Origin of the sequence: Microcoleus sp. Pol12B5 (genome assembly GCF_036701335.1) — a bacterium.
Lineage (GTDB): Bacteria > Cyanobacteriota > Cyanobacteriia > Cyanobacteriales > Microcoleaceae > Microcoleus.
In genome coordinates this window covers 1-11,181 of record NZ_JAUBQQ010000109.1, presented here as the reverse complement: position 1 = coordinate 11,181, position 11,181 = coordinate 1, and the positions used below count along the sequence as shown (strand labels likewise).

Sequence of the window (11,181 nt, the reverse complement as noted above, 5' to 3'; positions counted from 1 at the left end):
TTGTTAGCTCTCAAACATATTGATGCTTAAACTCCTCTTGGGGTGGTGCGCTTCAGGCGCACCCCCTGAACGGTTACTCCGAACCTTTGGCATCCGCCTACTGTGGCTGCTCAAAATCTACGAAACCTTAAAACCGAAATAGCCGGCGGCAGAAACATCACCGTTTTGCTAGCAAAACTCTATTTTAAACCACTTATTGCCAAGAAAAAAAGCACCATATAAGGCAATTCACCCGCTACTATTTTTGAGTAAATGCTGCATTTAAACCAAACAAACCGCAGCGTAACAGAGGATAAAGTCAGCGATGAAACCGCTAGATATTAACGGCAACGATGAGAGTTAATGGCAAAATTTCTTGAAGGTAGCCGACTCCCAAAATTCATCAGAAGCGATCGCAGGCTTTCTGTTAGCCGTAAAAAATTTCTATCTCAATAAAATTCCCGGTGCAAAAGATACTGACTTTCTGCCGCAAGAAATCACATCGCGCTATAATATTACAATTACCGTATCGCTTCAATCTCCTCAAGCCGTCTCGCCTGGGTAATCTTATGACGATGTACGAACCGGATTCGCCACCTTCCCAAACAAAAGTCCTCCCTACGATGTATGATTTACCCAGTGAAGACCCGGAGGAACCCGGTTTGCCTGACGAATTCCACGACTTTCAACCTGAAATGCTGCGTTTAACCTGTCGCCCCGCAAACCATCCGCCCGAACAAATATTTATAGCGACAGACCTTAATCTCTACTACGATTCTAACCATCTCAATTGGTACAAAAGGCCTGATTGGTTTGTCGTATTGGGGGTTCCGAGATTTTATCGAGGTGACGAATTACGCCTCAGCTACGTGATGTGGCAAGAAAATGTCAGTCCTCTGGTAGTAATAGAACTGCTATCACCTGGAACTGAAGATGAGGATTTAGAAATTACAGAAGAATCCCGAAATAAACCGCCTACTAAGTGGCGAGTTTATGAACAGATTTTGCAGATTCCTTACTACTTTGTTTTCAGTCAGTACAACAATCAACTGAGAGTATTTTGTTGGATTAGCAATCGTTACCACGAACAAGTTTTAAGCGAACCCCGATTCTGGATACCGGAATTAGAATTAGGTATAGGTTTGTGGGAAGGTTGTTATCAAGGTTGTTCGAGGTTGTGGCTGCGTTGGTACGATGTCAGTGGCGATTGGGTTCTGACTCCAGAGGAGTTTGAAAGGCAGCGAGCCGAATTAGAAAGTCAGCGAGCTCAATTAGAAAGTCAGCGAGCAAATCGTTTAGCCGATCGCCTCAGAGCAATGGGCATTAATCCAGATGAGCTGTAAAATTAAATAGCGGCATGAAATGGTGCAAGCTGCAAGCGCTGTCCATAAAAACTTATTAACTAAAAATAAATTATGCCAGACTCTACCTCACTGCGCGATCGCTACCTAGCCCTAATCGACAAAATTGTCGAAATCACCCTCAAAGGTCAAATTCGCTCCAAAGAACAAGTTTATCAAATGCTGGTGCAAGACATTAGTACCGGTACTGGCGAAATCTTTGAACGCTGTTTCGGCGAACGCCTTGATGCCGCCGAAAATCAACTCAGAAATGAAAAAGACGAAATCAAACAAGCAAAGGCAAATCGCACCCTCAGAGCTCTCAAAACCATCCAAGGAGAATGGGAACGTTGGCAGAAAGATAACCGCGTCGATCGCGCAATTGCCTCCTCAATCCAACAAATCGTTAGTGCTGAATCTAATGCCCGCCTCTTGGCATTATTGCAAGTAATTGATCCGAATAAAGAACATCCGCTGACTCTAGATCAATTGCAGCAATTAGCCAAATCTCTGCACCAACAAATGCTGCAAACTGCCAATCCCGAAACCGAACAAGATTTGCAGCAAATCACCGCCGGCATCGCCAAAGGTTTAGAATCTTGGCAGCGTTTGGAACCGGAACTTGTGGGCTGGATTTATCAGCCGCAGCAGCTAGGATTTGCCGGTAGTCCCGAACAAAATGGGCCTTGGGCTTTTTGGGCAAAAAAAGTTAACAGTCCCTTTCCCCAGGCTCTTTTGAATACTATTGCTATCGGTGAATCTGTAGTTCAATTCGCAGCCAAGCAATCGAATTTAGATTTAGGCATATTGGTAGAATTAGCGATTATTTTGCAGTGCTTGCAGCGGGCGTTGGCGACATGGTTTGACAAGCAAGTTTACGATTCCAAAGTGTCAACAAAAGCTTCTATTTCTACTTACATTACTTTTGCGGTAATTTGGAGTCAGCTAGCTAGTGGGTTTAATAATTCTACCAAGAGTGGGGAGCAGTTGGCAAATGCTTGTTTTCAAGTAACTTTGCAAATTTTGCGGGCTTTTTCTCAACGAGAATACTTTCCGCTTTACGGGGGAATTTTTGCTTCATTTGATGGTAAAGCTCTGCGTCATACTTTGGATTATTTAGATGAACCGCTGCGGCGTGTTGAAGGCACTCAAGCGAAAGCTCGAATTCTGACGCTTTTGGGTTATTCGATGCAGGCGGCTGGGGCTTACGAGCGATCGCTCTTGCTGCACAAGCAAGCGCTGGAAATTGCCCGTACCGAAGGAGACAAAGCTTGCGAAGTTGCCAATCTCAATCACATCAGCCGCAACTATGTTGCTCAAAAAAATTATCAGGAAGCGATTAATTACAGCCAACGGGCTTTAATTATGGCACGACAAGCGGGAGAGCGGCAAGGCGAGGCAAATGCGCTGGCTAACTTGGGTTACAGCGAAGTTTTTCAAGCGCGGCAGTTGGAGGAGGTGGAACCGGAGGTTTACGAGAGTGCGATCGGCTATTTAGAACAAGGTTTGTTGCTATCGGAAAAATTGGGCGATCGCCAAAGTCAAGCTTTTTGTTCCAGCAGTCTCGGTATCGCTAAAATTGCCCTGGAAAATGCTGAAGGCGCGATCGAATATTTGCTCAAAGGTTGGCAAGCGGCCCAATTCTCAGGGGATTTATATTTGCAAGGTCTGAATTTGGCTTACTTGGCTCAAGCTTATTACAGAATCAACTCACTAGAAAAAGCGATATTTGCAGGCAGTTTGGGGATGTATACTTTGGAGCAAATTGGTGCGATGGAGTGGCGTCAATCTGCTGGTTTGTTGACTATTTTGCGGGGTCAAATGGGGGCTGAATCTTTTAAACAAGCTTTGGCTAAAAGTCGAGCGAATATCATTCCGGCGATCGGTGTTGATGGTTACGATTACATCCCGGAGTTGCTGGAAAAATATCAGCAATCTATTTAACTCTTTGTGGAACAGGCCAAAAAGCCTGTTGCTGAGAGGGGTGCAAAATGTAAGTTTTAACTCACCCAATAGCTGCATTATCAATAAGTCTTTCATGGGCGGGCATGATGCCCAGCCCACAACCAAATTTAAGTCTTTGTGGAACAGGCATCTTGCCTGTTCATTTGTTTTTATGCACCCCAACCTCCGAATAACTAATGCTCAACTATCACCGGTGTGCCAACTGCGACTTTCTCAAATAAAGCCTGTGCGTCTTTGTCAAACATTCTGACACAACCGTGAGAAGCCGCCCCCCCGATCGACTCTGGATTCGGAGTACCATGAAAACCAATCACATTCTTGCCATCCGTCCAAAATCCCATCCACCTACTCCCTAATGGATTATCTGGCCCAGCAGGAATAAGTTCTCCTGTCCAAGGATTTTGCCAAACAGGATCTTTGATCATTTGCATAACTTTAAAGTTGCCTGTAGGAGTTTCCCACCCACCTTTTCCCACAGCAACTGGGAAACTGGTTTGCACCTTATTTTGTCGGTAAACATAGACGCGGCGTTCTCGCAATTTCAGGACTAAACGCACTTCCTCAATAGGATTTACCGCAGGCTTTGATTCCTGGGGAATATAACGAAATGGTTCTCCCAATGGCGGCAGTTCTGGGGTTCCAAGATTCGGCAATTGTGTCTCGGATGTGGGCCGCTGCGCTGCGATCGCACTATTACTTGAATTAGCTACCAATTCGGCAGTCGCCTGCTCCTGTAGGCCGACCGACAGCGCGGCTGCACTCAAGCTCAGTACAATTAACTTGTTAAACGAAAATTTGCTCTTCACCATTGTTTTCTTCGCTAAACTCCTCACCAGCATTTCCTACAAAGTTCCTATCTAATTATCCGCCAACTGCACCTGATGAGAAAATTTTTGAGATGGCTTTTTGACGGCAACTGCGCTGTACAGTTTTTAGTTGAAATTTCACCACTGATAACTTGTAGCTCAACACAAAGCTTAAGCAATAGTACCAAAACAACAAGGTTTTTATAAGTGGCTCAGTGGAGTTACGCAATAGAATGTCGTTAAAAAACCAGGTTTATGGGTAAATCTTGCAAGAAAATGATTAAGTTTTCCCTCTGACTAATTGGATTTTTTAGTAATGGCCGACTGGCGATCGAGTATTCAAACTATGGCGCTGCTGTATCCGGCAAGCACAATCTGTCTTTGGGTAGAGTTGGCCCCAGCAACAGTTAGGTGGGCGGAAAAAACTGCAACGGTCGATCGAATAAACTCAATATATCACGGCAACACTCTAGAGATGCAAACCGCTGAACTTGTTGTAAATCGGGAACTTATGATGTAAAATTTAGTCTTTCAATACTTGTTCGATAATCTTTTTTTGAGATTGTCATAAATTTCCTACTCTGGGGATTAAACTGGATTAGGTATAGAAGTTGGGACTTTCGTGCAGCGGAAGCAAACCCGACCCTGAATAGCAGTTAATGTGAGGTTTCAATGCGTCTTCAGAACATCAAATTATTGACAGGTGCAACACTGTCGGTGGTAATTTCGGCGGTCTCAGTAAATCCTGCGATGGCTAACCCTGCAACTCAAATAGCCCAAACGCAGACCACCACAACAGCAAACTCTACAACCATTGTCGGTTTTGTCAAAAGTATTGTCGGCGATGTAGTAACTATTCGCGAAGAAAGCGCGCCGTACAGGACTCTCAGGATTCAAAGATGCGTCCTGAGAATTATTGGCTTAGTACCGGGAATGAAAGTCCGAGCCACCGTCGCCGGATCTCAGATCCAAAATATCGCGGTGATCCCCGATTATAAGGTGGTCGCCACAACAGTTGCTCGTCCCGCAACCCCAGCACCGGCACCGCGTCCGGCTCCAGAACCGCCACCGCGTCCGGCTCCTCGTCCGGCTCCGGCTCCGGCTCCTCGTCCGGCTCCCCGTCCAATTCCGGCTCCGGCTCCGGCTCCGGCTCCTGTGAGAGGACTTTGGTAGACCTAGGTTATACGATTTTAGATTTTTGATTGTCGATTTTCGATTGAAAATTGGCAATGACAATCAAGCAATTTGATCCGGGCCCCCCGGATTTATTAGTAGGATCGCTTTCTTCAATCAACAATCTAAAATCGCAAATCTAAAATCGATTGACTGATGAAGCTCAAGCTTTGAAACACGGGCCTACAGTTGCCTTCTTTTTTTGCAACTGGTATGAGTAAGCGAAATTAAGTCACCGCGCACGCGGTGGCTTCGCTGTTTAATAGCAGTTAGAATAATATAATTGTCTAGCAATTGTGGAGAAATCGCTGCTATGTATTACCTGCGTTTCTTGCTGCTAATTCTGCTGTTGCCGATGATTGCGTGCGATCGAGCTACAGATGCGATCGCCCCTGCTGTGGGCGACAACGGCCCCGTGTCTCAAATTCCCTCTCGTGCACCGCTGACAAATGTTGGGACAAATCAAATTGTACCGACCAAACCGCTTTCGCCGCAGCCAATCCGCATTGTTGCAACTTCTTTGCCGCGGCCAGGAGCCAGCGATAGCGCATCAAAACCTCCTCAAGTAGTACCGATTCCCGCATCGCCATTGCTGCGAGTGCCTCCTGGCTTTGTCGTCAACGTTTTTGCTGACAATTTAGACGCTCCCCGATGGCTGGCTTTGACGCCGACAGGTGATGTTTTGGTAACAGAAACCCGGCAAAATCGGATTACACTGTTGCGGGATGCCAACGGCGACGGGGTTGCTGAGGTTCGCAAAACTTTTGCAAGTGCTCAAAACGGGTTAAATATTCCCTTTGGCATGGCTTTTGCCGATCGCTATTTTTTCCTCGGAAATACCGCTGAAGTCCGCCGATTTCCCTACACAAAAGGGCAGGAACAATTAACTGGTACTGGTCAAAAAATTGCCGATTTACCGGGAGGTGGCTACAACCAACACTGGACGCGAAATGTTGTGGTTTCCCCTGACCAAAGCAAGCTTTTCGTCTCAGTTGGATCGCAATCTAATGCCGATGTCGAACCCCTGCCGAGGGCGTCTGTTCAAGTAATGAATTTGGACGGCAAGAACCAGCAAATTTTTGCTTCGGGCTTGCGAAATCCGGTGGGATTGGATTTTCACCCAAAAACCAATCAACTCTACACGACAGTCAACGAACGCGACGGTTTGGGAGATGATTTGGTGCCGGATTACTTAACAAGAATTCGTCAAGGCGAGTTTTACGGCTGGCCTTACACTTATTTTAAGCCGAATTTGCTCGACCCGCGCCACGCCAGAAATGGCAATAGCGATCGACCTGATTTAGCGGCTAAAACATTAATGCCGGACGTGCTGTTTCAGGCGCATTCGGCGGCTTTGGGGCTTCAGTTTTACGACGGCAAAACGTTTCCCAAAAGATTCTCGAACGGGGCGTTTGTGGCGTTTCGCGGGAGTTGGAACCGGAACGCTGGAACTGGTTATAAAATCGTGTTTGTACCTTTTAATGTGGCGAACGGACGCCCTCAAGGTTATTATGAGGATTTTCTGACTGGTTTTCTCACAGATCCGTCGGGCCCGAAAACTTGGGGGAGGCCGGTTGGTTTGCTGGTTTTACCTGACGGGAGTTTGCTGTTTACTGAGGAAGCGAACAACCGGATTTATCGGGTGCAGTATCGCCGCTGACGATGGGGGGATTAATAAATTCTTCACCCTCGTATACTTTTTGTTGAATCAAGAATTTATCTTCTTTTCTAATTTCACTATTCAATTTTGATAGTCGCTGGGTTGGGGCGGGTTTTGTACAGAGATTGTCTGCTGTTGGTTCTGATTGCGCGCTAAAACCGCCTCTACAAGCCTCGAATATATCAGAAATATCGAGATTTTGCGATCGCCCTTTAAAATCCAGAACCGGGTTGTTTGAGAAATTCCGCTTCTTCGGGGGTTGTTTCGCGTCCTAGAATTTCATTGCGGTGGGGAAATCTCCCAAAACGTTCGATTATTTCCAAATGCTTCTGCGCGTATTCAATGACTGAATCGCTGTCAGGTTCGCCGCTGAGTTGGCTAAATAGTTCGACTGATTTTTGCTGGTTTTCTAAGTTTTCGCTGTGTTCAAAAGGCAGATAAATAAACCATTTTTGTACAGTAACCAATTCGCGCTCGAAGTTATGATTAATAGCGTATTCGGCGGTGGCTAAAGCTTTGCTGTCTGTGGCGAATGCTTGGGGCGTTCCGCGAAACATATTGCGCGGAAATTGATCGAGCAGTATAATTAATGCTAGGCAGTATTCGGGGGAATCTTGCCATGAGTCGAGTTGACCGGAGGCGGCTAGTTCGTATTGCGGGAGAAAGCCCGATCGCACTTCAGCATCAAAATCCGCATCTTTTTCAAACCATTTCTTGTGGACTTTGCCAAACTCAGGAGAGTGCGCTCGACCAAACCAAAAATCTAAAACTTCATTCATTAGCAATCTAGTACGCGATTGATTGTTGATGAAATATTCTGGGTCTGTAGTTGCACAAAACGTGCTATCTGTGCAACTACAAACCACAGCGATTAATGATTAGCAATAATGACTTAGGAACCTTTGTTGTCCAGTGCTTAAATTTACGAACTAGCAAACAATCTGTCCCAAGTTTTGCCTCCCACAACTCCGTCTACAGGAATATGAGCTTGCCGCTGAAATCTTTTCACTGCATCTTCGGTTGTCGGACCGAAAACGCCATCAATTACGATCGGGTGTCGGGACAAGCCCCGCGCGTTCAACAACTTTTGCAGTTTCTTCACATCGTGCCCTTTCGAGCCACATTTTAAAATCCTTTTATGGTGTCTTACTACTGGTTCGTGGCAATCATTAGTGGGGCAAATTGCGCTGCCCGCTGTATAGTTTGCTGCATTTGCGCCAGTCAAAACTAATAAGCCCAGAACTGCAAGTAAATAATAAAAAGTCTGCGATCCAACCATACTTTCCCTGTTAATTTTCTCAAGCGTTTTTTGCAAGTTGGACGATTGTTTGAGGGTGAGAAACCGGGTTTCTGGGATGGGGGCATCCAATCTCGATTCACCTGGTTTCTGGCAACAGTCAACCGACATTCTACAATATAAGTGGCTTTACTGCAAAATCTCCGATCGTGCAAGTTAAATTTTGTTGCTGTTTGGTAGCAGCAAAGGTAACAATTACTTCGCAGGCAACTGCAACTGTCAGCATTACCAAGTTTCTCGCCAGTGGGTAATCGCAAACGTCATCATTCGCCGCTGAAGGAACCCGATAGTGTTCGTTCCAAATTATTTCGGAGTAATCGGCAGCTAATCCGACGTGCACGCAGGGAAGGGAGGCACTGGCACAGTAATCCTTGACTGCTTGCCGCCCTACACTGTTATCAAAAGTATCGATGACTGTGGCGCTGTTGGCAAGCAGCCGATCGACATTTGCGGGTGTCAATTCTTTTGAGTGCGCGTCAATGCTGACTCCCAAAGCGCGGTAGAGGTTGTTGGCGAGAATTTTGGCTTTGAATGCGCCGATGTCCGATCGATAATAGGGTTGAGTGGAAAGGTTGCGTTCCTCAATGCGATCGCGATCGATGACTTTTAACTGACAAAAGCCCGATCGCGCCAGACTTTCTGTAATATTCGCACCCAAAGCGCCCGCGCCACACACCGTTACCGGGAAATTTTTGATCAGCGACATCACTGCGGCACTTCTGTAAAGTTGTTCGTGAAAAAATATACTCATGGTAATCAAGAATTAGCGATTTTCGACGACTCCAACCAATGAATGCAAGTCGAAGTCTTTGTCCAATCCGCTGAGACAAATCCCCGCACTCATAACTGTCAAGTCATTTTTGGCGATCGCAGAAGTGTGATGTTCTCCGGTTCCGCTAGTCCATTCAACCAGCCAATAATTTTCGCGATCAAAAAAATCCCGCAATTCACCGCCGCCCATTTTCAACGCTCGCTGCAAGCGCTTTTCTTCCCGCACTTTTGGATATAAATCTTTAATAGACCTCTTGCAAAAAAAATTTATGTTACAATTAAAAGTTTTGAATTTTAGACCTGAGAGTTAACTCATAATTGTAAAGTGCTGATATAGCCTCCAATCTGCTCCACTTAAGCCAAACTCTTAATTATAGCATAAAATTATTTTGCAAGAGGTCTAATATTTCGGGACACCAATTCGTAAACAGTTCGCATTTCCGGTGTCATCCCTTTAAAACGAACTTCTTGAGGGAAAATCAACTTTTTTAAAGCTGCTTTTAACTCCTCAGAGGGCAGTGAATCGGCGCGCCTGTCAATCTCTTCAAACCACAAACAATGACCATCCCAGCGCGCAACAATCGGCTCAAACTGCGAACCTTCTGTTACTAAATGCACTGGTACGGGTTTCGCAGCACCCGTGCGCTGTTTAGCATCAGATTCGTTAACAGGATAAGCCAGCCACGTTTGCCCTTGCAGCAGGCAAGCCAAGTGCAAGCGAACGGGGAGGAGGAGTTGTAAATACTCGGCCACTTGCACCAAACTCGGCTCCTCAATTACCGCAGCTATTTTTTCATTTACTGGCGCAAAAACAGCCCATCCTTCAAAGTTGCGTGGCTGCGGTTGAAAAGTATAAACCATTGAGCTAACCCTTGTCCGCACGCTCCCCCCGGGTACGCAAGGAGCCAGGAATTGCGTATCGAGTAAGTGCCCTTCTTTGGCCGCAAGTTGGCTGAGGATTTTGCGAATATCTGCCACTGAATTGACCTCCTTCATCTTACTTTTTGTTACCGAAGAAACTCTTAGTTTAAGAAAATATAAAGATTACTCAACACTATTGACAGGAATTAATTTCCTAATCTAATATTGAGCGAACCTCGCAACTTAACCTTGTAAATATCTTAAGTAAATATGCTGCAAAAGCTTTTTTCTAAGTGGGTTGTAGTCACAGCTTTGACACTTCCTCTTTTTGGCTCAGTCCAGGTAGCTAAAGCTCAGGATACCTATGGAGCTACTGCTTATTCTCCGACTTCTGACGCCACTGGTATTAGCTGGGATCATGCTACGGAGAAAGAAGCACTAAACGCAGCAGTAGCCGTCTGCAATGAACAAAGCGGAGGTGCGAACGACTGCGAACCCCTGACATCTAATAGTAATAATTGTGGAGCGATCGCAGTAGGCAAAGGAGGAGCTGGTGCGGGCTGGGGCGACGATCAAGCCGCAGCAGAAGCTCAAGCTCTTGCAGGTTGCAGCGAACTAGATGGCGGTAACTGTAAAGTGCAGCTTTCAGCTTGCAACAACTAATTAAACTGATAAAAATCGGTGGAACAGGTGTATATGTTGGCTGCTAAAACAGCTTAAAAAATAGTAAATGTATGGTGTGCAATGCACACCATACCAAATACAACTCAGCTAAAATTAGGGTACGCAATGCACACCCTACGCAGTTAATCTCCTACTTCGGAAGTAACTGCATCAGGTGGCAGCAAACTTTCTAATCTATCTTTAGACCAGTATTCAGTAGGGTAAGCAAGTGCAATAATATCAGAGAGTCGAATCAGCCACGTAACTTGTCCGTAAGCATCGATATTTTCCGCCTGTTCGTTAGGAGGAACTATCACCAAAAGTTCTGCAAACTCCCCGAACAAATTAATCGGGATGCCGCCGAAACTGCTATTATTTGTTTTAATCCAAACTTTACTGCCTCGATCGAGAGCTTCTTGGAGTCGCTGGCAGAGCAAACTGGATTTTTTGACCTGGGATTTTTTGGCTTTCGACTTTTTTCCCATAGTTTTAAGAAGTTAAAGTAGTTGTATTGTGGGTTGCACAGTGGGTTGCACAGTTCGTTAGACAGTGGGTTGCACAGTGGGTTGAGATTTAGCGTGATCCTCTTCGTTGGCGTAGCCCCCGTAGATACTGTCTTGACCTGTCAAGGGGTAGCAGTCAAATAATTGGGGTCGAAAGGCTTTT

The 11,181-nt window shown here is 45.7% G+C and carries 13 protein-coding genes; 6 read left to right on the top strand and 7 right to left on the bottom strand.

What is annotated here, in order from left to right; all coding sequences use genetic code 11:
• Positions 1-355: 355 nt before the first annotated feature.
• From QUA24_RS25910 to QUA24_RS25900, 3 genes are all read left to right on the top strand, one after another.
• Positions 356-544: a hypothetical protein gene (locus tag QUA24_RS25910; RefSeq protein ID WP_333233188.1), complete on the top strand. Its 189-nt coding sequence runs from the start codon at positions 356-358 to the stop codon at positions 542-544.
• A 4-nt stretch (positions 545-548) separates the two neighbouring features.
• Complete coding sequence (locus QUA24_RS25905; protein WP_333233186.1) at positions 549-1,322, top strand: Uma2 family endonuclease; 774 nt, start codon at positions 549-551, stop codon at positions 1,320-1,322.
• Between the two features lie 72 nt (positions 1,323-1,394).
• Positions 1,395-3,263 carry a tetratricopeptide repeat protein gene (locus QUA24_RS25900; protein WP_333233184.1) on the top strand — a complete coding sequence of 623 codons (1,869 nt, stop codon included), beginning with the start codon at positions 1,395-1,397 and terminating at the stop codon, positions 3,261-3,263.
• A gap of 194 nt (positions 3,264-3,457) precedes the next feature.
• Here QUA24_RS25900 and QUA24_RS25895 read toward each other — a convergent pair whose 3' ends face one another.
• Positions 3,458-4,093 (bottom strand): L,D-transpeptidase, encoded by a 636-nt coding sequence (locus QUA24_RS25895; protein WP_333233182.1) that lies wholly within the window; start codon positions 4,091-4,093, stop codon positions 3,458-3,460.
• 669 nt (positions 4,094-4,762) lie between these two features.
• On the opposite strand from QUA24_RS25895, the gene QUA24_RS25890 reads away from it, so the two are divergent.
• Together QUA24_RS25890 and QUA24_RS25885 are read left to right on the top strand one after the other, a co-directional pair.
• Positions 4,763-5,263 carry an autotransporter gene (locus tag QUA24_RS25890; protein ID WP_333233180.1) on the top strand — a complete coding sequence of 167 codons (501 nt, stop codon included), beginning with the start codon at positions 4,763-4,765 and terminating at the stop codon, positions 5,261-5,263.
• A 313-nt stretch (positions 5,264-5,576) separates the two neighbouring features.
• Entirely contained in the window at positions 5,577-6,923 is a 1,347-nt protein-coding gene (locus QUA24_RS25885; protein WP_333233178.1) for a sorbosone dehydrogenase family protein, read from the top strand.
• A 212-nt stretch (positions 6,924-7,135) separates the two neighbouring features.
• Here the strand turns inward: QUA24_RS25885 and QUA24_RS25880 are convergent, their stop codons facing one another.
• The 5 genes from QUA24_RS25880 to QUA24_RS25860 form a co-directional block, all read right to left on the bottom strand.
• The gene (locus tag QUA24_RS25880; protein ID WP_333233176.1) at positions 7,136-7,702 is read right to left on the bottom strand and encodes a DUF924 family protein; all 567 of its coding nucleotides are present in this window, start codon (positions 7,700-7,702) and stop codon (positions 7,136-7,138) included.
• Between the two features lie 143 nt (positions 7,703-7,845).
• Complete coding sequence (locus QUA24_RS25875; protein WP_333209086.1) at positions 7,846-8,292, bottom strand: peptidoglycan-binding domain-containing protein; 447 nt, start codon at positions 8,290-8,292, stop codon at positions 7,846-7,848.
• Positions 8,293-8,332: 40 nt separating this feature from the next.
• Positions 8,333-8,971, bottom strand: a complete 639-nt coding sequence (locus QUA24_RS25870) for a ThiF family adenylyltransferase (RefSeq protein ID WP_333233175.1) — start codon at positions 8,969-8,971, stop codon at positions 8,333-8,335.
• Between the two features lie 12 nt (positions 8,972-8,983).
• Entirely contained in the window at positions 8,984-9,217 is a 234-nt protein-coding gene (locus QUA24_RS25865; protein ID WP_445242652.1) for a hypothetical protein, read from the bottom strand.
• Between the two features lie 158 nt (positions 9,218-9,375).
• A complete protein-coding gene (locus tag QUA24_RS25860; protein WP_333233173.1) occupies positions 9,376-9,987 on the bottom strand; it encodes a hypothetical protein in 612 nt (203 codons plus the stop codon).
• Between the two features lie 135 nt (positions 9,988-10,122).
• Between QUA24_RS25860 and QUA24_RS25855 the strand changes: the two genes are divergently transcribed.
• Positions 10,123-10,515: a DUF4189 domain-containing protein gene (locus QUA24_RS25855; RefSeq protein ID WP_333233171.1), complete on the top strand. Its 393-nt coding sequence runs from the start codon at positions 10,123-10,125 to the stop codon at positions 10,513-10,515.
• 143 nt (positions 10,516-10,658) lie between these two features.
• On the opposite strand, the gene QUA24_RS25850 is transcribed toward QUA24_RS25855, so the two are convergent.
• A complete protein-coding gene (locus QUA24_RS25850; RefSeq protein ID WP_015174354.1) occupies positions 10,659-11,000 on the bottom strand; it encodes a hypothetical protein in 342 nt (113 codons plus the stop codon).
• Positions 11,001-11,181 lie beyond the last annotated feature (181 nt).

Bases quoted from the DNA above. Each gene is read 5' to 3' on its own strand.
- QUA24_RS25905 (WP_333233186.1), top strand. From the start codon at position 549: ATGACGATGTACGAACCGGATTCGCCACCTTCCCAAACAAAAGTCCTC.
- QUA24_RS25900 (WP_333233184.1), top strand. From the start codon at position 1,395: ATGCCAGACTCTACCTCACTGCGCGATCGCTACCTAGCCCTAATCGAC.
- QUA24_RS25895 (WP_333233182.1), bottom strand. From the start codon at position 4,093: ATGGTGAAGAGCAAATTTTCGTTTAACAAGTTAATTGTACTGAGCTTG.
- QUA24_RS25890 (WP_333233180.1), top strand. From the start codon at position 4,763: ATGCGTCTTCAGAACATCAAATTATTGACAGGTGCAACACTGTCGGTG.
- QUA24_RS25885 (WP_333233178.1), top strand. From the start codon at position 5,577: ATGTATTACCTGCGTTTCTTGCTGCTAATTCTGCTGTTGCCGATGATT.
- QUA24_RS25880 (WP_333233176.1), bottom strand. From the start codon at position 7,702: ATGAATGAAGTTTTAGATTTTTGGTTTGGTCGAGCGCACTCTCCTGAG.
- QUA24_RS25870 (WP_333233175.1), bottom strand. From the start codon at position 8,971: ATGAGTATATTTTTTCACGAACAACTTTACAGAAGTGCCGCAGTGATG.
- QUA24_RS25860 (WP_333233173.1), bottom strand. From the start codon at position 9,987: ATGAAGGAGGTCAATTCAGTGGCAGATATTCGCAAAATCCTCAGCCAA.
- QUA24_RS25855 (WP_333233171.1), top strand. From the start codon at position 10,123: ATGCTGCAAAAGCTTTTTTCTAAGTGGGTTGTAGTCACAGCTTTGACA.
- QUA24_RS25850 (WP_015174354.1), bottom strand. From the start codon at position 11,000: ATGGGAAAAAAGTCGAAAGCCAAAAAATCCCAGGTCAAAAAATCCAGT.